Here is a 21,028-nt window from a genome sequence, read left to right on the forward strand (position 1 = left end):
GGTCTCCGGTTAGATTTGGCTTAGCAGTTGGGAAGGATGCGGGAATGTTTCGCGTCCCATACGCAGTGGACATCCTGACCCGGCTGGATATTTTCACGGTCGGCTTGGCTGGCGGGAACGCGGGCGGAAAGGGTGCTCCTCCCACCGCGAACGCGCACATGCACACCCAGGTCTGATCCGTGATAGGCGACTTCTTCGACAGTGCCTGGAAGGCAGTTGCGCCCATCTCGAGGGGCGGTCTGCATCAGGCTGACCCGTTCCGGGCGCACAGCAATCGTGGCAGCACCGCGCAGCTCGGAAACGCCCCTCAGCATTCCCGCCCCGTGGACATCGACACCGCCGTCGACGGCGTTACCATCCAGAAAGTTCATCACGCCTATAAAATCTGCAACAAAGCGCGATCCGGGGTGTTCGTAGAGCTCGTGAGGAGTACCGACCTGCGCCAGCTTACCATCATGCAAGACCGCGATCCGGTCGGCCATGACCAAGGCCTCTTCCTGGTCATGGGTCACAATTAGAAATGTAATCCCCACCTCGTGTTGCAACCGTTTGAGCTCCAGCTGCATCTCTTCTCGTAGTTTCTTGTCCAGAGCTGAAAGGGGCTCATCCAGCAACAGGACTTTTGGCCTTTTGACCAGCGCGCGCGCCAAAGCAACCCGCTGTCGCTGCCCACCAGAAAGCTGATCCGGCTTGCGCCCGGCAAATCCCGAAAGTTTCGCACTTTCCAGAACCTCGGCCACTCTCGTGGCAATTTCGTCCTTAGGCAATTTCTCCATTTCTAACCCATAGGCGATGTTTTTTTCGACGCTCATGTGCGGAAACAAGGCATAGGATTGGAACATCAGGTTCAGGGGCCGCCTGCTGGGACGTATGTTTGTCACGTTCTGCCCGGCAACGATTACCTGTCCTTCCTGTGGCGTTTCGAATCCCGCCAGCGTCCGCAATAGTGTGGTCTTGCCGCAGCCCGATGGGCCCAAAAGTGCAAAGAACTCGTTATCGCGAATATCCAGTGAAACATTGTCGATCGCGGTCACCAAACCGTATCGCTTGGTTATATTCCTGAGTTGAACCCCTTGGTTCATCGGCTGAAAACCTCTTTGTCGGTACGCTGTGCGAAGAAGACCAGCGTGAATGAAACGAACATGACGATGGTAGCCATCGCATTGATTTCCGGCGTGACGCCAAATCGGATCATTGCGTAAATCTGCATCGGCAACGTGGTCGAGGATTGCCCAGCACCGGCGGTAAAGAAGGCAATAATGAATTCGTCCACAGACAGGGTGAAAGACAACAGCGCCCCGGCGATAACCCCCGGCGCGATGGCGGGCAGCAGGATGCGGCGAAAGGTGGTGAATTCGCTGGCCCCAAGATCGGCACTGGCCTCAAGTATCGAATGGTCGAAATTGCGCATCCGCGTACGCACCACGGCGACAACAAAGGCTATGTTAAATACGACATGGCTGAGGATGATCGAATGAAGCCCCAACGTCATGTTGAGTAGGGTGAAAAAGGACAAGAGCGCGATGGCCAGAACTATGTCGGGGATGATCATCGGTGCGAACAGAACCGCGTCTAGAACTGAAGAATTACGCCGTGTCTCGACACCGACCGCCAAAAGCGTGCCGATTATTGTCGCCAGAACGGTCGAGATTAAGGCCACGATTAGCGTGTTGCGCGCCGCCGACAGTATTGGATCCGCGGTAAACAACTTGCCGTACCATTCCAACGAAAACCCGGTCCATACAGTTGGAAGTCCGGCCCGGTTAAAGCTTAACGCCATGAGCACAAGGATCGGCACATAGAGAAAGGTGTAAAACAAAACCAGGTGCAGCTTCAGGCCCATGTTGGATCGGTCCCGCATCAGTCCTGCCCTCTCTGTCCCGCTGCGCGATTGGCCAATACCGCCTGTGCGAACAAAAGCCCCATCATAATCGCAATCAGGAACATCGACAGCGTTGCTCCGAACGGCCAGTCGCGGGCGCTCAGGAACTGGTCATAGATCAGGTTTCCAACCATCTGAAGTCGCCCGCCGCCAAGCAAATCGGGCGTAATGAAATTGCCGATCGACAATACAAAAACAAAGACACCACCTGCCGCAATCCCGGGAACGGTCTGTGGCAGTATCACCCGGTAGAAAGTGGTCCAAGCGGGCGCTCCAAGATCTTCCGAGGCTTCTATGGTTTCGACATTTATGCGGTTCAGCGACGAATAGATCGCCAGAACCACAAAGGGGGTGTAGTTGTAGACAAGCCCAACGATCACCGCGAAATTGTTATAAAGCAGAGACAGCGGCTCATCGATCAAGCCTGCCCCCTGGAGAGTATTATTGATCAAGCCCTCGCGGTTAAGCATCACGATCCAGGCGTAAGTGCGGATTAGGTAGTTGGACCAGAACGGCAAGATCACCAAGATCAGCAAACCGGTCTGCCAACGGCGCGGCGCCAGCGTGATGGCATAGGCCGCCGGATAGGCGATCAGGATCGCGATTATCGTGGCCAGAAACGCGATCTTGGCCGAGCGTAAGAAGATCCCGAGGTAAAGAGGATCGGCGGCCCGCACAAAATTTTCAAACGTAAAGACGTGGTCGATGCCGCCATAGATACCGCGTTCAAAGAACGCATAGGTAAAAATAAGGCCACACGGCACCACCATAAGAAGCGCAAGCCAGCCCAGGCCCGGCCCCAGCAAGATCACCGATTTCAGTCGATTGGTCATATACTTGGCAATCTGTGGAGTGATGTCGTACAGGCCCGACCCTTTGTTCGGGTCGGGTTTTGCTCAGGGTTTGATCACTTACTGTGCGGCCATGATTTCGGTCACGGTCCGTGCAAAGGGTTTCTGGCCATTGCCGAGATCGCGCAACTGCTCGTACTTGGTAAGGTCTGCAGGCGACATTCCCATGTTCGGGAAGGTTTCGATCAAGGACGGGTCCAGCGCCTCCATCGCAGCCTTGTTCGGCGTTTTGTAAAGGATATTGCTGGCAACCCAGACACCGACGTCCGCGCCCAAGACATAGTTCACAAAGGCATGCGCCGCATCTTTGTTTTCAGATGCATCCGCGATGACTAGCGCATCTACCCACAGATCCGATCCTTCTGATGGTATCGTGTACTTGATGTCCGCGTTTTCACCGATGCCGTAGTTGCACCAGCCATCCCAGGCGTGAACCATCGTTGCCTCGCCCGATACCAACTTCAGATAAAAAGTTGCGTCATCGTAGGCCAGCAGATCCTGCTTCGCCGCAACCAGCAGGTCCTTTGCAGCCGCCAACGTCTCATCCGACGTATCGTTAAGCGACTTTCCGAGGGCTAGCGCAGCAGCCCCCATCAGCCAGCGATCCGTCGAGAGCATTGTCACTTTGCCTTTAAGGTCTTCAGAGGGTTTGAGCAGATCGTTCCACGAAGTTGGCTCTGCCATCAGGTCAGACCGGTAGCATAAGCCCGTCGTGCCCCAAGCGTATGGCATTGAATAGTTGTTGCCCGGATCATGGGCTAGTTCTTTAGCTTCGTCATACAGGTTAGAGGCATTCGGAACCTTGTCGTGGTCGATTGCAGCCACCAGCCCCAGGTTGTTTAACGCCTCGGCAAAAGGCGACGAGACGAAAAGAACGTCGTAGCCCTTGCCTCCACCGGCTACGACCTTGCCCATGATTTCTTCGTTAGTGCCATGCACCGAGAGCTCGGCCTCGATACCTGTTTCCTTGGTGAAATTCTCCAGCAGGTCCGGCGGCATGTAGCCGTCCCAGTTCGAGATCACGATTTTTTCTGCTTGGGCCGCTCCGGCGAATAAGCTGAGTGCGCAGGCCGCCCCGGTGGTGAGCCAAGCAAATGGCAAACGGAACGAATTGGTGAACTTGTTGGTCATGTCTTCCTCCCTTGACATCCGCGCTCGCTTCTGGGGCGAGATATATGATGCAATCACGGTATTTTTTGATGAAATAAAACTCAACATTTTTTTGAATCATTTTTGTATGGCCCGGAGAAGCCATTTAAGATACCGTTTTTATTGTATATTAACTAGGTATGACGAAAGCCGTCTTCTTATGCCACCAAGCAAATACTTGAAACTTGCTCAAAAAATACTGGATGTTGCGATGGATCTCGATTTGCATCAGGGCGACAGACTGGTGGAAAAAACCCTTGCTGATTCGTGCAGCGTCTCTCGCACTCCGGTTAGATCCGCATTGAGGCTGCTGGAAAAGGAGGGGATGGCACGCAAAGCGGCAGAAGGCGGGTTTGTCCTAGAATGCGAACCCGAAAAGGGGCATTCGATACTCAACCAGCATGCGGTCGGAGCAGGTGTGGATCTCGCTGGTGCCATCCTACGAGATCGCGGCGCCCGACGCCTGGACGGTGCCATCAATGTCACAGACCTGATCCGCAGATATTCGGTTTCCCGCAGCGCTGCACAGCGTGCGCTCGAAGCCCTCCTGGCCCAAGGCGTGATTCAGAAAGCCGAAGGTCAATCCTGGGTTTTCACGCGCATGCCGGGAGACCGCTCCGGACGAATAGAGAGCTACGAATTTCGTCTGATACTGGAACCGCAGGCCATTCTGTCCGACGGTTTCAAGTTGGACACCAAGCGCGCCGATCTGGTCCGCAGCCAGACCGAAGCGCTTCTGGCGCAGTCGGAAAACTCTTTCAATAGCCAGGATTTTCAAGACGCGGATCTTGCCTTTCACAAGCTCATCGCTCGATCGTCCGGAAACCAGTATCTAGCTTCTGCTCTCATGGCCCATCATGGGTTGCGCCACCTGCCGGGCGGATCATTCGGTATGATCGACTTTCGGATGAGGCAGGCGCTCGATGAACATCTGCGTATACTTGATTTCATCGAACAAGATCATTTCGATCTTGCGGCGGATCAGATGAGGGTGCACTTGCGGCTTTCAATGCACCAAAGGCCCAGCGTCGCCAATCGTGGTGCTCCGGCGCTAGTCCAAGCAACCTGCGGGTCAATCCGGTGAGTGAATGATGAACCGCAAGGAAGCACCCGTAATCGCGTTTTTCCCCGAAGCTAGTTTTGGGGCTGCACTGAATTGTGTGGGGATCGCTCAGGAACTTCGCGCAATGGGTGCACACCCCGTTTTCCTGACCCACGGTGGCTTTGGTGGCGTATTCGCAGATTACGGTTTTGACGAGTTCGCCGTCCCTGTTCAATCAGAGTTGACAGAAGAGGAAACCCAGACCTACTGGCAGGAATTCCTGAGCCATCATCTGCCGCATTTTAACATGCATCCAACTGACCAACTGACCACCTATGTAGAGCCCGTTTGGAACGCAATCGTCGAGACAGCGGAATCGGTCGAACAGGGGTTGGAAACGGCGCTAGAGCGGACCAACCCAGATGTCGTCGTCCTCGACAACGTCATCATGTTCCCGGCCATCGTGCGATCCGAGCGCCCATGGGTCAGGGTTATTTCTTGCGCGGAAACCGAGTTGCCAGACAACTGCCTACCGCCGTACCTGTCCGGTCTGCCGGCATCTGACGCCGCCGGGTGTGCGGCATTCCGAGACCAGTACCTGGAGACCCTTGGCCCAATTCATGCTCGCTACAACAAATTTCGCCTGGATAAGGGGCTTGAGCTATTGCCTGAAGGTGAGTTCCTAGAAACATCACTGCATCAAAACCTTCTTTTAGCGCCATCTATCATTCGCCATGATCGTGATCAGGTACTGGACTCTGGACAATTCACCTTTCTCGAAGGCTGCGTTCGCCAGGAAGGTCCTTACCGTGTACCTCAAATGCCCCGTAACGACGGGCCTCTGGTGTACGTGAGTTTTGGCAGTCTGGGTGCCATGGATGTCCCATTCTTTGAGAGCCTGTTCGACGTATTCAAGACAATGGACATGAGGTTTCTGGTCAATGTCGGGGCCCAAATCGACGCCTATTCCAGAGTCCCAGACAATGTTCATCTGCAGGAATGGTTCCCGCAGCCTTCCGTGGTTGAACAATGCGATCTGTTTATTCACCACGGCGGCAACAACAGCTTTTGCGAAGCGCTGTATTTCGGGGTCCCGTCGCTGATCCTTCCCTATTGCTGGGACGGACACGATAACGCCCAGCGGGCAGTTGAGACCAGTGTCGGACTCAGGGTAAATCGATGGGATTGGACATCGGAGCAGTTGGATAATTCGATTAACCAACTCCTTGGGGACGCGGAGATGAAGGCCCGGCTGGCTGCGAACTCAGAGATCATGCAGTTGAGAAAGTCGGTTCAGTTAGCTGCTCAGAAAATTCTGGATTGTGTAAATCCTAACCGAATCTAGGTTATTCCCGTCGGTCATCCGTTTTGTCATGAAGGATGGAAGGGTGCATCGCAATGACCTCTAAATCACTGAACCTAAAGTGTCGGTTTGGGCTCGAGACAGACGCTCGCTGAAATGTCGCGAGCGGCAGCAATACGGGCAAAGCGGTCTATGGTTCTCCAAACAAATCGGCCATCCTTGGGTTTACAGTACACGGTTGTGGAGAGTGAGAAGGACTAGTAGTCTTCACTTTCGGAAGTATAGGGTCTCAATTGGCACCCTCATTGCATGCTGAGCAGTCCTTTATGGCTCACGAGCGTCTAGATACCCTCCGGTTAAGTCCTTTTGGGTGTCAGACGGTATCGTCCGCAAAATTAGGTTGTTGGTTGCTCGGGTGCGTCACCCAGAGCCAGCAGCAAAAGGATAGCCAAAAGGGGTGATCCAACCAAACCGATCAGGAACCAGATAAAACTAGATCGGTTGCGCCGTCCCGCCATCGTGATCGGCAGGATATAAAGCCAGATCACGACAACCAGCAAGATGAACATAAAAATCAACTGGATAACTGGTGCGTCCATGAAATTTTGCCTTTCGAATCTTGACGCCATTTTTAAAACGGCTGATCCGGTTAGATAGACAATGGCCCGAAAGCGTTTTCGGGTATTAATTTAGCCCGACACGGGTCCCGGGCGTCCCAATCCTCTCACTTTGGGTTCCTTGGCTATCAGACAGTGCCGTCCAAATGTTTGGTGCTTTCCGGGTCACAAGGTAGCAAGGTCGGCAAAACGGATAAAGTGGGTGTTCAAGGAACCTTTTAAAGAGCCTTTTCAATGAACTTTGAAAAAAGCTCACCCTGCGAGTTGATCCTAAGTTTCGCGTAAATGTTGCGTCTGTGGATGCGGACTGTGCCTGGAGAGATGCCGAGAATTGTGCCAACAGCTTCTGCCGAATGGCCCTTCAATGTGAACTCAACGACTTCTCGTTCTCGTGGCGTCAGAACGCCATCGCCAAATGCCTGGAATGCTAGATCAACGCGACGACTAACGCCATTCGCTGCGGCGCCGCGGGCCATCGTTGGAAAGTCACTCCAATGTTTGCAACAGGCTGCCCGAACGAGCGGCCATAGAGCGTGCAAATGACGAATTTCCTTGGCTGAAAAAGGCTTCGCTGATCGCATGAGCGAGACCACAACCATCCCAGTGCTTGGGATATCGATAAAGTAGCCAATCTCCTCTGCTAACCCAGTCCTTTTGTAATAGCTGCGATAGTATTCGCCCTGATAGAACCTGTCCGGTGCGATATCGCGCATGCGGTACAGACCCGGTGTTATCGGTTTTGTCGCGGCCAAAAAAAATGGATCAAGTACGTAGGGCCCTGCTTGGTAATCCTCAACAAAAATACGCCGTTTGCTTTTGGGAAAATCGTCGTGAAGGTCTATTGGTGCTTCGGTTCCGACATGGCCAAACACCACCGTAAAATCAAATGGTGCGACCTGCCGTAAGCCATCTGCCAAAGCACATGGAAATTCTGGGGTTCCGATCTTCTCTACGACCCTGCCGGCCTCTTCCATCCAATCGTACACACGCCGCTCCAGATTTTCGAAAAGCACCTCTATACCCCAATTGTGGTATATACAGTTAATCCGAGTTATTGTTACTTTTTCCTTGTTTGAGTGGTATGCCAGCAAATGCCAAAAAATCAAGCAAAAGGAAAACAGCAGTATATGAGCTTTGACATGAGCGTCACCATGCAGACGATTGCGGAACTCAGAGGAGTGACCAAGACCTTCGGGAATGTGGTCGCCGCCAAAGACCTGAATCTTTCCATTGGGAAAGGAGAGTTCCTGTCGTTCTTAGGCCCATCTGGTTGCGGCAAAACCACTGCACTTAGGATGCTGGCGGGTTTCGAGAAACCAACCGAAGGTCAGGTGTTGCTCGATGGCGAAGTCGTCAACGACTTGGATGCGCACCATCGCCCAGTCAACATGGTGTTTCAGCACTACGCTCTTTTTCCTCACCTAAGCGTGTTCGACAACATCGCGTACGGCCTGCGCCAACGACGACCACGCGTAGACAAACAAACAATCGCGACAAAGGTTGAGCAAGCGCTGGAAACTGTCCGTCTTGGTGGGTTTGGCCCACGTCGCATCTGGGAGATGTCTGGTGGTCAGCAGCAACGCGTCGCTTTGGCGCGTGCGATCGTAAACGAGCCCAAGCTTTTGCTGCTTGATGAACCAATGGCTGCTCTGGATCGAAAGCTTCGAAAAGAAATGCAGTTTGAACTGCAGAACCTGCAACGACAACTGGGAATAACTTTTGTCCTCGTCACGCACGACCAAGAAGAAGCGCTTTCGATGTCCGACCGAATTTGTGTGATGGAAGGCGGCAGTATTGTGCAGGTTGGCAGCCCACGCGAACTCTATGACATGCCCCGCAGCCGCTACGTGGCTGGATTTGTAGGCACCTCAAATTTCTTTGATGCAACTGTAACTGACGCAGTAGCCGACCAAATCACTGTGCGTTTAGCGAGTGGCCAAAAGGTGCACGGAACTCCGGAGATTCCAATAGATGCAGGGCAGGAAGTTTGCGTCAGTATCCGTCCTGAACAGATCACGCTGACCCGCGCGCTGCCCGCAGCTGAAATTGCTTTGCCAGTTACCATTCAAAATCGGATCTTCCTTGGGGAGCACACAGAATACCTTGCGCGCAACGAAGCACTGGGTGATTTCCACGTACTTGTGCCAAGGCAAGCGGAATTGAACGAGGGGACGTTCAATGCAGGAGAACAGGCCTTTGTTTCATGGGGCGAAGGCGCACTGCTGATCCTGGAAAATTAACAGATCCCGCAATCCAACAACAGAGAGGTTCACAATGACTAAGGATAATGGGACTATTTCCAAGCAAAAGTTCATGGAAGAGCTTCGCCGGTACCAAAAGGGTTCGGTCACACGGCGACATTTTTTGGGCGTGACAGGTCTTGGGATGGCAACGGCCGTTCTGGGCACGGCTATGCCTGGGTTGCGTCCACGCCCGGCATTTGCTGCCGGAGACATTGGCGACCGAGTGATCCTCGCCACGTGGCCGAACTACCATGACGAGATGAACTTCGAAGCCTTCACGGAAGCCACTGGCGCCCACGTTCAGGTCAATGTTTTTGGCTCGAACGAAGAGATGTTGGCAAAACTGCAAGCCGGAGGGTCTGGCTGGGACGTGTTCGTTCCAACCAATTACACGATCACTACGTATGTGGGCGAAGATCTGATCATCCCGCTCGATACGTCCAAACTGCCAAACTACGACGCAGGTTCATTCGAACAGCGCTTTTCAGATGCCGGCTCTGTCGATGGCCAGCTTTACGCGGTGCCGAAAAACTGGGGCACGACCGGCTTTGCAGTGAATACTAGTAAGCTTGACGGCGCTCCGACTCCAACCACTTGGAAAGAGTTCTGGGACCTTACTATGGAAGGTTACTCAGGTCGGACAATGGTGCATGATTACCAACTCACCACCATCGGTAATGCCCTGAAATACTTCGGCTACTCCTTCAACTCGGTCGATGAGAAGGAACTGGCGGATGCCGAGAAATTGTTGCTGGATGCTAAACCGCATCTGTTTGCAATCTCGTCGGATTATCAGCCACCGATGCGTAACGGTGACGCGTGGATGACGATGTGCTGGACAGGTGACGGCAAGCAGATGAATGTCGACATGCCTGAAATCGCCTACGTTCTGGGAGCCGAGGGCGGTGAACTCTGGTCCGACTACTACGCTATTCCTAAGGGCGCACCCCACATGGATGCCGCTTATGCCTTGATCGACTTCCTGCTGAACCCGGAAGTTAATGCGAAAGAAGTCCTCGCTCATGGCTATCCATCGGCTGATGCTCGCACCAATGCGTTGCTGCCGAAGGAATTGCTGGAAGATCCGATCCTTTATCCGGCAGCTGACCTTCTGAATGCGCTCGAGTTTGGCGCGGCGGCTACGCTAACCGATCCAAACCGTGCCGAGTTGCTCGCCCGCTTCAAGTCGGCCTAAGCGGCAAGGCCGCAATATCGGAAAAGACGAGGACAATATGACCGAACGAGGCAGAAAAGCACTGTTGCTGGCACCGGCAGGAATATGGCTTTTGGTAATGCTTGCCCTTCCACTACTGGTCGTCTTCGTCTTTTCCTTTGGCGAACGGGGTGCCGCCGGAGGCTATGTTCCAGCGTTCACTTTGGAACAATATGCCAACCTTCCTGCGCGATGGACGGCGTTTAAGAACACCTTGATCCTTGCACCTCTGGGGACTATCGCTGCGTTGGTAATTGCCTACCCGCTCGCCTACTTTCTTGCGGTGCGTTGTTCACCAAAGTGGAGAACTTCGCTGTTGATCCTGGTGATCGTGCCGTTCTGGACATCGATCCTGATCCGATCATACGCATGGATTTTCATCCTTGGGGGGCGTGGCTTGCCCGCTTTACTAGAGTCGATCGGCATCGATGATGTCCGCCTGATAAATACGCCGTTCTCTGTGCTTGTGGGGATTGTCTATGGGTATCTACCGTTGATGGTTTTCCCAATTTTTGTAAGCTTGGACAAACTGGATAAACGCCTTCTGGAAGCCTCAGCGGATCTCGGCTCTACTCCGTGGCGTACGTTCCGTCAGGTAACACTTCCTCTGTCAATACCAGGTATCGCAACTGGCTGTATGCTGGTCTTCATCCTACTCATGGGCGAATTTCTGATCCCAGCGATCTTAGGTGGCGGAAAAGTGTTTTTCGTCGGAAATGCGCTGGTGGACCTGTTCCTGCAGTCTCGAAACTGGGCGTACGGATCGGCGGTCGCAATGACGCTGGTTGTCGTAATGCTTGTCACTGTCTCAATTTACATGAAATTCATCTCGCGCCTGGGTGGCCAGCGCGAAGATGTCTCGCTGATGTGAGGGTCCGATGCGCTTATACGCGATTTGCGTCTACCTTTTTCTCTATATTCCAATCGGCATCATCGCGCTTTTCAGCTTTAATGCCGGACGACACGCAAGCCAGTTCATGGGGTTCTCGACCCGATGGTATGGCAAAGCGCTCAACAACCCATTTGTTATGGACGCGCTCGAGACCAGTCTGCTTGCGGCATTCATAACTGCTTGCCTCGCATCCACACTCGGAACCATGGCGGCCATCGCTTTACAAGGGGTTAAGGGATGGCTCCGAACTTTATTCGATGCGATGATTTATATTGCGATAATGATACCAGGTATCGTCATCGGTATCGCGACACTCATTGCCCTGGTCACCGTATTTGGCTGGCTAAACCCGCTTCTTGCGAGCCTATGGCCCGATGGAGCAAATCCCCCGCAACTTTCCATGGGGATGCCCACGCTTGTCGCCGCACACACCATGTTCACAATGGCGCTGGTCATAATCATCGTACGTGCAAGGCTATCGGGTATGGACCGTGCCCTCATGGAAGCATCGGCTGACCTCTTTGCGACGCCCTGGGGCACCTTTCGGCAGGTGACCCTGCCGTTGATAGCACCGGCAATTTTGGCGGGCTTCCTGCTCAGCTTCACTTTCTCATTTGATGATTTCATCATAGCGTTCTTCGTAGCTGGCTCAGAAACAACCCTGCCTATCTACATATTCTCATCCATCCGGCGCGGCGTAACGCCCGAGATCAATGCCATCGGCACTATGGTTATGGGCGCGTCGCTCTTGTTGCTCGTTGCAGCGCAACTGCTTTTGCGCCGAGGCGCCTCAAAATCGAATAGTTAAATAAAGGAGCCAAGTGAAATGCGGCTTGCAGGTAAAGTCGCGCTCGTGACGGGCGCGGGATCAGGAATTGGTCGGGCGGGTTCAATGGCAATGGCACAAGAGGGTGCGCATGTTGTGGTAACGGATCGCGATGCAACACTTGCTGAAGCCACTGTGGCCGCGATCGTTGCGCAGGGGAATCAAGCATCTGCCATACAGCTTGATGTGACCGATGACGATGCCCTTACCAAAGCCATAGACGAAGCAGTAAAAAACTTCGGTCGGCTTGACGTGTTGCACTCTCATGCTGGGTTGCAGATCGAAGGAACGCTGGAAGAAGTGGAACCAGATGGAATGGATGCTTCTTGGGCATTGAATGTCCGCGCTCACTTCATTGCCGCGCGCGCAGCCGTCCCCCATATGAAATCACAAGGTGGAGGCAGCGTGATCGTCACGGCCTCCAATTCTGGGGTTCAATACGACCGGGGCATGATCGCCTATGCGACTACAAAGCACGCAGCTGTTGCGATGGTCCGGCAGATGGCAGCCGACTACGCTGTCCATGCAATCCGTTTCAATGCCCTTTGTCCAGGATTTGTAGACACCCCCTTCAATGCAGGCTTCGAAAAGCAGATGGGTGGCCGTGCCAAACTGGAAAGCTACATCGAGCAGGCGATCCCTATGAGTCGGTGGGCGACAGTTGAAGAGATTGGCCATGGGATCGTCTATTTAGCTTCAGATGAATCCGCTTTTATGACGGGGCAAGCCTTGGTTATCGATGGCGGTGAATGCATTTAGTGATGGGTTAGACCGCTCAAGAGAATGTCTATCGCCGCACTTCATTTTTGGTGAGCACATTTCAGTCCGCTTTGGGCTCGATGCGGTCATTTGCAAATTACTCGTGAGCGTCTGATGTGCGGACAAACCTGACGTTCGCTGAGGTCGTTCTCCAAATCTCGCCAAACTCGGGAGCCTAGGCCAAAGATCACAGTCAACCATAGCGACACGCTTAACAGACCGGTATCCGAAAAAAACAAGACCACTTATGGATCTGTGACACCAGTCTCGCTCAATGTTTCACCCGAAGCACTGCTAGGTTGGCTGATACCTAAAATAGTGCTTAGAGTGACGGCCACGTCCACCGTGGAGACAGGGCGGCTTACGCGAGTCGGCTTGATGCCTGGACCAGCAAAGATGATTGGAACATGCGTGTCATAGCGCCAAGGCGATCCGTGCATCACGGCAATTGGACCATCCTCAAAGAGAAAAGAATAAGGCGTTTGCACAACATAAATGTCGCCGGAGCGCGTTGGGTGATAATTTCGCCGGATCTGCTCCTCAAGGGTATGCCCTCGCTGTTCAGCAAGCGGTTCGGTTGGCATTGCAAGTTCAATGCCAGATGCAGCCATCAGTTTTTCGGCGATACGTTTTTCGATTACGCGCCGGTCGGTGCCCGATGCTTCAATCGCGACGTTGTCCAGATAAACGTAAGGACGAAAAAAGAATTGTATTGCGGATTCCACTCCGAACTCATCGGCGATCACCGAGTTCACATCCATCATCAATGCTTCGGTGGAGTTTCGGAGTGTCGAAAGCCCGGCTTCGGCCATCTCTTCTGGCGCTTCCGGCATCCCATGATCGGCAGAAAGCACGTAAAGCACATTCGCACGCCCAACCTCTCGATCCATAAACTCAAAGAAATCTGCCAATGTCTCATCCAAACAACGCACCATTTCTTCATTTTCTAGGCTAGATGGTCCGAAGAAATGGTTGGTTGCGTCTACACCTGAAAAACTGACGCTTAGGTAGTCGGGCCATTCGTCATCACCGAGCCCTTCCTCTTTGACCACGGTTTTCGCGAAGTCGGCCGTGATCCGGTCCCCATGCGGCGACAATAAAACCTGCGTGTAATAGAGCCCGTCGTCCGGAGTCCCATAGAAATGGGGGAAGGTGCGACCGAACGTGCCAAGGTTGGTTACAAAGGAGCGTTCCTTTCTTTCCATGAGGTAAGGCGCGTCTGAACACTCGGGCCACCACTCACTTTCGATCTTCGCGTCAGCGGGGCGTTTTGAATTCCAATCGAGAACCCAATCAGGATACGCATCGTAGTAAAATTCACTTGTTTCAAAGGCTCCTGTGGCCGCCGACAGCCAAAAAGCCTTTCCAGAATGTCCCGCCATTGCAACCGCCGAACGGTCTTTACCAGATACGGAAAAAACCTTAGATCGGCCCGCATTTGCTTTCACCAACTCGTCTCCAAACGTCGTCGCCAACAAGTTAACGGGAGAACGGCCCGAAGTCGCAGCAGCGGCTTGTGTCGGATCGACTTGATCAACGTTTCCGCCGAAGCCAGGAACTGGCAACATCGGGTAGTCCGGATCTTCAATATTATAACCCAATCGCTCTTCAGCCCTGTTGAACCAGGCATTGCCTATCATTCCATGTTCAGAGGGATGGGCTCCTGTCGCGAGGGTCGCGTGACCAACAATGGTTTCGGTGTTGGCGTGACGATGATGAGCGTCGGTATACCAGACTCCGCTTTCCATAAGTCTTTTAAAACCGGCTTCGCCGAAGGAGGCCTCATAACGAGAAATCAAGTCTCCGCGCAGCCCATCAACTGTGATTTGCACAACAAGTCTGATGTCTTCCGTCGCACTGGCTGCCGTCGTGGAAATTGATAGGATGATGGTTGAGACTAACGCCAGTGATCGCTGCATTTATTACCTCATAGGACGACCTGATGCTCTGAATACCAGCATCAACGTCCACCGGCTACCTAAGGTCAGAAAAGATGATCTTTTAAACTTCTACTTTCGGACAAAGCAGCCTGAGGCTGATACTGCGAACTTCGCTACAACGCGCCAGCCAGATCGCAGATACGAACGCAGCTATGCAGTGTGATTTACCAAAAAGCAGCCATTAACGAGCTGCTATTCTCTCATCGTCCAAGCCGCGCTTTCGCTGTGCAACCGACTGGCTCCAAAGTCGCCGATACGGGAAAGTGCATAAGTTTTTGGAGACGCCCAGTTGGATAATTGGAATCGTGCACCTTTTGTCCTTGCGCGAGAATACTAGAGGCAGTTGCGAGTTAGTTTGCGCGCAAGCAATTCGATTAATGTCGAAATTGCACAGACCTGAGTATTGTTTCAGACATTGTGCGAAATAGCTTGCGCACACACGGCGCATAGAAAGTAGATTAACACCAATGGAAAATCAGGTGTGTTGCGTTCCGAACTCTAAGGGCACGTACAGTAAGGTTGCGACGCCTAATGTGGCGAAGGCGGAGGTGCCAAGATTTGAAGGGACATCGCTGATACCAAGTGGCATTCCAATAACTGGAACTGTGCGGCCGCTGATGCCTGACGACGGCGAGGAACTGCGCAAGGGGAAAGCAAAGCCCCTGAGAGAATTTCGGATCGGTGAAACAGCCGTCACGAACGCGCAGTTTCAAGAATTCGTCGAGGACACTGGATATGTGACCGAAGCCGAACGCATTGGTTGGTCCTTTGTTTTTTGGCTCAATGTGCCAAAGGGTATCGACAGCCCGCTTGGTGTGGAAGGCACCTAGTGGTGGCGACATATTGAAGGGGCAAAATGGCGCAATGTGAATGGACCGGGTACCTTTGAAACGGCTTGGTTCCCGGATCAGCCTGTGGTTCAAGTTTCATGGAATGATGCGAGAGCGTACGCGCGCTGGGCCGGTGGCAGACTGCCGACAGAAGTCGAATGGGAACATGCGGCCCGTGGCGGCTTACAGGACGTAAAATACCCATGGGGAGACGAAGATCCAAACGATGATAACTTCTTCCCGTGCAATATATGGCAGGGAAAATTTCCGCGCCGAAATACAGTCGCCGATGGCTATGAAACAACAGCCCCAGCAGCCTCCTTTGAACCGAACGGATACGGTCTCTACAACGTCATTGGTAATGTCTGGGAATGGACTGCAGATCCTTTCCGAATTCCTTCCTTGAAGAAAAGCGTGCGCGAGAAAATGAGCCGAAAGAAAGGCTTCCGGCTTTTGAAAGGCGGATCCTTTCTTTGTCACGCGACCTATTGTTGGCGATATAGAATCGCAGCGCGTTCAGGAAACTCGCCAGATAGCGCCACGACCCACCAAGGGTTTCGTGTAGTGTTCGATGCCGGGAATTGAGAGGCAGCCGATCGCCGTTTTTATTCCCAACTGTGCCGGAAACACTTAGCCGTCGTTCGCTTCTCGCCGTTGAGCCTGTTGTTCCGTCCATCCGGCCTCGAGCAAGTGCCTGATGACCCCATTCGAAACGTTCTTATCCGGATAAAGGCGTTGCAATACAGCTCTCACAGGAAAAGCGGGAAAACCATCCCCTAATTCTGTCACATAGTTGTTTGCTTCCGCTTCTTCACCGTTGGCTTGATGCGACACAGCGAGATAAACGAGTGTCAGTGCGCTCACCGGTTCGCCTAGTCGGATGGCATTCTCAAACGCGGCAACTGCTTCTGAGTAGTTGCCATTGTGATAGCTCGCGACACCAAAAACATTAAGGTTTGCATGTTGCAGGCCTTGAGTATCTCTCTCTCGCTCGGGATCGGCGGCGCGGCGCGCTTCTTGATAATCACCTGCAAAGATTGAAATGACCCCGTGAAAATCCAGAACATTTCCGTCGTTTGGGCTCAACTCGGCCGACAGCCGCGATAGCTCGAACGCTTTTTTTATATCGCCGTCTGCAACTGCAACCCAAGCTAATCCTGACACGACCCAACCGTCTGTCGGGCTGATGGCCTGCGCTTTATCCGCCATCTGTTGAGCTTCCAAGAGCAAGTTTCTCTTTGCCGCACTATCGCCAACCAACATGGACTGCGTGGCAAGGCTGTGCGCAGCTCCTGCGTAACCGCACGCATAACCCGCATCCAAATCGACCGCCCGGTAGAACAGGCCGGTGGCCAAGTTTTGTTGCTCCGCATCCGCGATGGGAAACAGTAAGTTGCGACCCTGACGGCATAGGTTTTCAGCCTGAAGGCTAGCGCCGGAAAGATTGAGTAGCGCAACGCGTTCAGCTTCTGCTGACGAAGGCGGCGGTGATGTGACTTTGATGGCGTTCTGGATCGCATAAATGCCGATGCCCAATGTAACAGCCAAGGCAGCACCAGCCGAACCAAACTTTACGACATCTTTTCGTTGCACGATGCTGCCACCGAGGGTCTCATTGGCCGCAACCGTTGAAGTCTTATAATACTCGAATTTCGGTGCGTAACTGCCGGTGGGCATCTTAATGCGGATTTCGGCACCTGAACCTTCACCGGAATAATACTCCTCCAACAATCGTCGCAGTCGTCGGGCATCCACACGAACGACGTTTTCGCTGTAATCCTTGCTGGAGGGATCGCGCCCGTAGACATCCTGGGCGATCGTTTTTGCGCGTATGTCTTGGCCCCTACCGGAAAGTGTTTCCAAGGTGACATAGGACAGAAACGCGCTCAGCCGCTCAGATCGGCTCATTCGATCCGTTTTTAAGAATGTGGCAACCGCTCTGTTGATATCGCGGTCATCTACTGTTCTTGGGTCAGCCTTTGCCGCCATACCTTCCACCAAGCACTGGTTGACTTCCGTTTGACAGTCTCACGTTTCACCCCGTTTCACCGTGTAATGCGTAGAGTTCAATATTACTCTGTGTGAATGTGTGGCTGTCACTGCTATTGTCGTTTGAAAGGTAACTTAGTGAGCCACGACGTTATTGCAAAAACATTCTCATTGGCCTCCGATGAATTGGCTCGGTTACGTCATGTTCATCCAGGTTTGGATGCGGCCTGCCACGACTTTGAAGAACTGACTGAACTTCAGACCTGCGCCATGAAAGACAGCGACACATGGGCAGCCAAACAAGCTCAACAAAGCCTTGAAGAGGTGAGGTTGGAAATTGAGCAAAAGCTGCGTGGGGTGAATACCTTCAACTCTACGACCAATAACTGATCCAAAATGGGAGAAAATCTTTGATATTCAAGCGAAATGTAAATCAATGGAGCCGCACTGCGCTGCGATCGAGTGCAGCACTGACCGTCGGTGCCGCAATGGCCTTTCCCACCGTTGCGCAAGAAGCTGCAGGCGAGATCGTGCATGATGCGGAGTTTTATGTTCTTGAGGCACAAAATGGTGAGCGTTGGGCTGCCGAAGACGAGCAACTGCAAGCGCGCCTTGCAGAACTTGAACAGCGCTTTGGCACGAAGCCCAACCTTATCCATATCATGTGGGACGATACAGCTTACGGCGATCTTGGCATCCCGGCAATTCAAGCCGTGAGGGGCTTAGACACGCCGAACATCAACGCACTTGCCGAAGAAGGCATGATGTTCACGCGCATGTACACCGAAGTGGGCTGCACACCCAGTCGGGCTGCTGCCGCCACAGGCCGGATGGCAATCCGGTCAGGTATGTACAACATCGGGATGCTGCAGGAGAGCCACGGTTTGCATGCTGATGAAGTGACGATGGCCGAAGTGCTTGGCGACGCCGGCTACAAAACTGCTTTCTACGGCAAGTGGCACCTTGGAGACATTGAGCAAAGCTACCCGCACAATCAAGGCTTCGACGAGGCGCTCTTCACTGGCTACAACCAAATCCTGTCGCTCAACACTCGTGAGGCAGAGCAGGGCAACGCCTCCATCGGCTTGTTTGAGGACATGCTGGTAGAAAACCCCTACAAACTTGACGATACCTTCGTCACCAAGGACTGGGTGATGGTCGCCGAGGGCACCAAAGGTGGGGAAACTCTTCAATGGCGGGATAATACCACCGAAACCTACGAAATGATCGATGCCGAAGGGCTCGATCGTATGTTTGCCTTTATGGAAAGCAGTGTAGAAGATGGGGAACCGTTCTATGTGGCGAATTGGCCGATTATGGCGAACTTCATGCCGATCCGCCGCAAGTGCACACGCGCGCGCGCACTTTTGCAAAACGGGTTGCAATGCACAGTCGATCCGATGATCGCTGATATTCGTTCTAAGCTCGAAGAGTTGGGGATCGCCGAAAACACGCTGATTGTCGCGATGGCCGACAACGGGCCAATGTCGCACAACCCGCCTCCGGGCACCGGCTTCGCCGAAACAATCTTCCGTGGCGGCAAGGGTGATTTCCTCGAGGGTGGTGTTCGGGTTCCGGCTTTTGCAGTCTGGCCCGGCATGATCGAACCGGGTTCCTTGCCCGGCGACATGATCCATATCACTGATCTCTTCACAACCTTCGCAAGCCTTGGCGGCGCGATGGACAACATCCCAACGGATCGCGTGATCGATGGGTTGGATCAGACATCCCTGTTGCTGAATGGGGATGGCCACAGTCGGCGCGACTACACCTTCACCTATGCCGGGCCAATGCTGGGTGCGATTGTGAAAGGCGACTACAAGCGGCACTTCATTTCGCCCGACCCGGTTGGGGACGCCAGTGGCATTCCAGCGGCCTTCTACTTCCTGCCGTCCGATCCGCGCGAAGTGCAGCCGATGCTGACCAATCTGATCCACCTCAAGCGACCGTTCAACCGGATGCGTCTACGCCACGATCTGTGGAAAGAACGTTATCCTGATCGTCCGGAAACGCACGGTATTCCGTGGACCGGTATCGCAAATGCGTCCGAGCAGTTGAAGCGCGAGCAGGACCCGCAATTGGTTCTCGGAGATCTGCCATTCGATCCGCTCGAGTACATCGAGCACTTGGACGAACTGCCCTTCGACCCGGCAGGTGATCCCAACTTGGGTGAATAAAAGGTACCCGCCCCGGCGCATTGGTGCGTCGGGGCTCCAGACGAAGTTACCTGAAATGTATCGACGCAAGTTTTTGCAATACGGCGCGACTGCGCTCGCGACACCTTGGATTGCGAAGGCACAAGCTGCCGATCTGCCAATCACAGTGTCCAGCTATCTGCTGGATCGCACGGCGGCACTCTTCGACGGACGAGTGCAAATCGAAGGCGTGAAAGCGACGTTTGTTCAGGATGGATTGGTGACATGAACACGCGAGCGTTTTCCGGACAAGGTGATCGCGCAGTTACCGAGTTGGGACTGCACCCCTTTATGCTGGCACATGCGAATGATGACTTCAGGGGCTACGCGCTTTTGCCTATTCCTCTACTGAGCCAGTTCAGACACAAGAGTATTTTCGTCCGTGCAAGTGCAGGTATTGAAAAGCCGGAAGATCTCAAAGGTCGGCGCGTTGGAACGCCCGGATACTCTTCGACATCACTTACCTGGATCCGTGGAATCCTAGAAGACGAATACGGCATAGCACCATCAGACATGACTTGGGTGATCGCCAACAAGGACAGTTCTGCCGCTGAAGCCGGTGCAATTTCGGCGCAGGAGCAAGTCAATCCTGAAGGTGTTTCAATCGAGTCAGGCACCGCTGGGTTAGATGAATCCGAGTTACTGCTTGCCGGCGAGGTGGATGCTTTGATCCATGCGGCAGCACCTGCGGCATTTATTGAAGGCGACCCGCGGGTCGTTCGACTCTTTGACGACACACGTGCCGTGGAACAGGACTACTTCCAACGCACAGGCATTTTCCCGATCATGCATGTGCTTGCGATCAGGCGGGATGTGGCAATTGAGCATCCGTGGCTCCCAAAGGCAGTATTCGACGCCTATGTCGAAGCGAAGCAAGTTGCATATCGTAAGCAAGATCGTCTCACATGGGTCACGGATATGCTTCCCTGGTACGCCGCCGAGGTCGAAGACACGCGGGCACTGATGGGACGCAACTATTATCCTTATGGGTTTGAGGCGAACCGCAAAACGTTCGAGACGATGTTTGCCTATTCGCATCGACAAGGGTTGGCGTCACGGGTACTCACGTCAGAGGAGGTGTTTCTCGGTTCTTCGCTGGGGTTTAACGATGTCTGAGCCGACGCCGCACAAGCAGACGCAGTGCTGGCAGACGAAAGGGTACCGTACTGCAGCCATTTCATCAGGCTCCCGAAACATCAAATAATAAAGGGCAAAATGAGATTTCATGGTATCCGTACGGGATCGATTTTGTTGATCTTTTCCGCAACGGCATCTGTATCAGAAACGGACGAGGAAC

The 21,028-nt window shown here is 53.4% G+C and carries 19 protein-coding genes and 1 pseudogene; 12 read left to right on the plus strand and 8 right to left on the minus strand.

Annotated features, from left to right (window positions below):
• Window positions 1–20: 20 nt before the first annotated feature.
• From GOV85_RS08145 to GOV85_RS08160, 4 genes are all read right to left on the minus strand, one after another.
• Window positions 21–1,082, minus strand: a complete 1,062-nt coding sequence (locus GOV85_RS08145) for an ABC transporter ATP-binding protein (protein ID WP_170463249.1) — start codon at window positions 1,080–1,082, stop codon at window positions 21–23.
• The gene (locus GOV85_RS08150; protein ID WP_170666106.1) at window positions 1,079–1,861 is read right to left on the minus strand and encodes an ABC transporter permease; all 783 of its coding nucleotides are present in this window, start codon (window positions 1,859–1,861) and stop codon (window positions 1,079–1,081) included. Before GOV85_RS08150 ends, GOV85_RS08145 begins: the two co-directional genes overlap by 4 nt.
• Entirely contained in the window at window positions 1,861–2,715 is an 855-nt protein-coding gene (locus GOV85_RS08155) for an ABC transporter permease (protein ID WP_170463247.1), read from the minus strand. Before GOV85_RS08155 ends, GOV85_RS08150 begins: the two co-directional genes overlap by 1 nt.
• Before the next feature lie 78 nt (window positions 2,716–2,793).
• On the minus strand, window positions 2,794–3,864 hold the full coding sequence (locus tag GOV85_RS08160; RefSeq protein ID WP_170463246.1) for a spermidine/putrescine ABC transporter substrate-binding protein: 1,071 nt from the start codon (window positions 3,862–3,864) through the stop codon (window positions 2,794–2,796).
• Here GOV85_RS08160 and GOV85_RS08165 point away from each other — a divergent pair.
• Entirely contained in the window at window positions 3,863–4,966 is a 1,104-nt protein-coding gene (locus GOV85_RS08165; RefSeq protein ID WP_170463245.1) for a GntR family transcriptional regulator, read from the plus strand. The two genes, GOV85_RS08160 and GOV85_RS08165, sit on opposite strands and share 2 nt — an antisense overlap.
• A gap of 7 nt (window positions 4,967–4,973) precedes the next feature.
• Window positions 4,974–6,269, plus strand: a complete 1,296-nt coding sequence (locus GOV85_RS08170; RefSeq protein WP_171176814.1) for a glycosyltransferase — start codon at window positions 4,974–4,976, stop codon at window positions 6,267–6,269.
• A 353-nt stretch (window positions 6,270–6,622) separates the two neighbouring features.
• Here the strand turns inward: GOV85_RS08170 and GOV85_RS08175 are convergent, their stop codons facing one another.
• Both GOV85_RS08175 and GOV85_RS08180 read right to left on the minus strand, forming a co-directional pair.
• On the minus strand, window positions 6,623–6,826 hold the full coding sequence (locus GOV85_RS08175; RefSeq protein WP_170666102.1) for a hypothetical protein: 204 nt from the start codon (window positions 6,824–6,826) through the stop codon (window positions 6,623–6,625).
• A 236-nt stretch (window positions 6,827–7,062) separates the two neighbouring features.
• Entirely contained in the window at window positions 7,063–7,830 is a 768-nt protein-coding gene (locus GOV85_RS08180; protein ID WP_371810850.1) for a helix-turn-helix transcriptional regulator, read from the minus strand.
• Window positions 7,831–7,971: 141 nt separating this feature from the next.
• On the opposite strand from GOV85_RS08180, the gene GOV85_RS08185 reads away from it, so the two are divergent.
• Genes GOV85_RS08185 through GOV85_RS08205 form a run of 5 tightly spaced genes read left to right on the plus strand, consistent with a single transcriptional unit; the run spans window position 7,972 to window position 12,777 of the window.
• On the plus strand, window positions 7,972–9,084 hold the full coding sequence (locus GOV85_RS08185) for an ABC transporter ATP-binding protein (RefSeq protein WP_171176816.1): 1,113 nt from the start codon (window positions 7,972–7,974) through the stop codon (window positions 9,082–9,084).
• Window positions 9,085–9,118: 34 nt separating this feature from the next.
• Window positions 9,119–10,282, plus strand: a complete 1,164-nt coding sequence (locus GOV85_RS08190; protein WP_171176818.1) for a PotD/PotF family extracellular solute-binding protein — start codon at window positions 9,119–9,121, stop codon at window positions 10,280–10,282.
• A gap of 37 nt (window positions 10,283–10,319) precedes the next feature.
• On the plus strand, window positions 10,320–11,171 hold the full coding sequence (locus tag GOV85_RS08195; protein WP_171176820.1) for an ABC transporter permease: 852 nt from the start codon (window positions 10,320–10,322) through the stop codon (window positions 11,169–11,171).
• A gap of 7 nt (window positions 11,172–11,178) precedes the next feature.
• Window positions 11,179–12,000: an ABC transporter permease gene (locus GOV85_RS08200; RefSeq protein ID WP_171176822.1), complete on the plus strand. Its 822-nt coding sequence runs from the start codon at window positions 11,179–11,181 to the stop codon at window positions 11,998–12,000.
• Between the two features lie 18 nt (window positions 12,001–12,018).
• Window positions 12,019–12,777, plus strand: a complete 759-nt coding sequence (locus tag GOV85_RS08205) for an SDR family NAD(P)-dependent oxidoreductase (protein WP_170463241.1) — start codon at window positions 12,019–12,021, stop codon at window positions 12,775–12,777.
• 245 nt (window positions 12,778–13,022) lie between these two features.
• Here GOV85_RS08205 and GOV85_RS08210 read toward each other — a convergent pair whose 3' ends face one another.
• A complete protein-coding gene (locus tag GOV85_RS08210) occupies window positions 13,023–14,696 on the minus strand; it encodes an alkaline phosphatase family protein (protein WP_171176824.1) in 1,674 nt (557 codons plus the stop codon).
• A 638-nt stretch (window positions 14,697–15,334) separates the two neighbouring features.
• Here GOV85_RS08210 and GOV85_RS08215 point away from each other — a divergent pair.
• Window positions 15,335–16,132: pseudogene (locus GOV85_RS08215) on the plus strand (formylglycine-generating enzyme family protein).
• 45 nt (window positions 16,133–16,177) lie between these two features.
• On the opposite strand, the gene GOV85_RS08220 reads toward GOV85_RS08215, so the two are convergent.
• Window positions 16,178–17,536 carry a tetratricopeptide repeat protein gene (locus tag GOV85_RS08220; protein WP_171238757.1) on the minus strand — a complete coding sequence of 453 codons (1,359 nt, stop codon included), beginning with the start codon at window positions 17,534–17,536 and terminating at the stop codon, window positions 16,178–16,180.
• Window positions 17,537–17,674: 138 nt separating this feature from the next.
• On the opposite strand from GOV85_RS08220, the gene GOV85_RS08225 reads away from it, so the two are divergent.
• The 4 genes from GOV85_RS08225 (at window position 17,675) to GOV85_RS08240 (ending at window position 20,847) form a co-directional block, all read left to right on the plus strand.
• On the plus strand, window positions 17,675–17,926 hold the full coding sequence (locus tag GOV85_RS08225) for a hypothetical protein (RefSeq protein WP_171176828.1): 252 nt from the start codon (window positions 17,675–17,677) through the stop codon (window positions 17,924–17,926).
• Between the two features lie 98 nt (window positions 17,927–18,024).
• Window positions 18,025–19,713, plus strand: a complete 1,689-nt coding sequence (locus GOV85_RS08230) for a sulfatase-like hydrolase/transferase (RefSeq protein ID WP_171176830.1) — start codon at window positions 18,025–18,027, stop codon at window positions 19,711–19,713.
• A 55-nt stretch (window positions 19,714–19,768) separates the two neighbouring features.
• On the plus strand, window positions 19,769–19,960 hold the full coding sequence (locus GOV85_RS08235; RefSeq protein ID WP_171176832.1) for a hypothetical protein: 192 nt from the start codon (window positions 19,769–19,771) through the stop codon (window positions 19,958–19,960).
• On the plus strand, window positions 19,957–20,847 hold the full coding sequence (locus GOV85_RS08240) for an ABC transporter substrate-binding protein (RefSeq protein WP_171727791.1): 891 nt from the start codon (window positions 19,957–19,959) through the stop codon (window positions 20,845–20,847). The genes GOV85_RS08235 and GOV85_RS08240 overlap by 4 nt, the downstream gene beginning before the upstream one ends.
• Window positions 20,848–21,028 lie beyond the last annotated feature (181 nt).

Source organism: Ruegeria sp. HKCCA4633 (assembly GCF_013034605.1).
GTDB lineage: Bacteria > Pseudomonadota > Alphaproteobacteria > Rhodobacterales > Rhodobacteraceae > Ruegeria.

What these genes read in the sequence shown, in the direction of transcription:
- GOV85_RS08170 (WP_171176814.1), top strand. Translation starts at nt 4,974, where the DNA reads ATGAACCGCAAGGAAGCACCCGTAATCGCGTTTTTCCCCGAAGCTAGT.
- GOV85_RS08190 (WP_171176818.1), top strand. Translation starts at nt 9,119, where the DNA reads ATGACTAAGGATAATGGGACTATTTCCAAGCAAAAGTTCATGGAAGAG.
- GOV85_RS08210 (WP_171176824.1), bottom strand. Translation starts at nt 14,696, where the DNA reads ATGCAGCGATCACTGGCGTTAGTCTCAACCATCATCCTATCAATTTCC.
- GOV85_RS08160 (WP_170463246.1), bottom strand. Translation starts at nt 3,864, where the DNA reads ATGACCAACAAGTTCACCAATTCGTTCCGTTTGCCATTTGCTTGGCTC.
- GOV85_RS08235 (WP_171176832.1), top strand. Translation starts at nt 19,769, where the DNA reads ATGTATCGACGCAAGTTTTTGCAATACGGCGCGACTGCGCTCGCGACA.
- GOV85_RS08230 (WP_171176830.1), top strand. Translation starts at nt 18,025, where the DNA reads ATGGCCTTTCCCACCGTTGCGCAAGAAGCTGCAGGCGAGATCGTGCAT.
- GOV85_RS08200 (WP_171176822.1), top strand. Translation starts at nt 11,179, where the DNA reads ATGCGCTTATACGCGATTTGCGTCTACCTTTTTCTCTATATTCCAATC.
- GOV85_RS08240 (WP_171727791.1), top strand. Translation starts at nt 19,957, where the DNA reads ATGAACACGCGAGCGTTTTCCGGACAAGGTGATCGCGCAGTTACCGAG.
- GOV85_RS08195 (WP_171176820.1), top strand. Translation starts at nt 10,320, where the DNA reads ATGACCGAACGAGGCAGAAAAGCACTGTTGCTGGCACCGGCAGGAATA.
- GOV85_RS08175 (WP_170666102.1), bottom strand. Translation starts at nt 6,826, where the DNA reads ATGGACGCACCAGTTATCCAGTTGATTTTTATGTTCATCTTGCTGGTT.
- GOV85_RS08220 (WP_171238757.1), bottom strand. Translation starts at nt 17,536, where the DNA reads ATGGCGGCAAAGGCTGACCCAAGAACAGTAGATGACCGCGATATCAAC.
- GOV85_RS08205 (WP_170463241.1), top strand. Translation starts at nt 12,019, where the DNA reads ATGCGGCTTGCAGGTAAAGTCGCGCTCGTGACGGGCGCGGGATCAGGA.
- GOV85_RS08145 (WP_170463249.1), bottom strand. Translation starts at nt 1,082, where the DNA reads ATGAACCAAGGGGTTCAACTCAGGAATATAACCAAGCGATACGGTTTG.
- GOV85_RS08155 (WP_170463247.1), bottom strand. Translation starts at nt 2,715, where the DNA reads ATGACCAATCGACTGAAATCGGTGATCTTGCTGGGGCCGGGCCTGGGC.
- GOV85_RS08150 (WP_170666106.1), bottom strand. Translation starts at nt 1,861, where the DNA reads ATGCGGGACCGATCCAACATGGGCCTGAAGCTGCACCTGGTTTTGTTT.
- GOV85_RS08165 (WP_170463245.1), top strand. Translation starts at nt 3,863, where the DNA reads ATGTCTTCCTCCCTTGACATCCGCGCTCGCTTCTGGGGCGAGATATAT.
- GOV85_RS08185 (WP_171176816.1), top strand. Translation starts at nt 7,972, where the DNA reads ATGAGCTTTGACATGAGCGTCACCATGCAGACGATTGCGGAACTCAGA.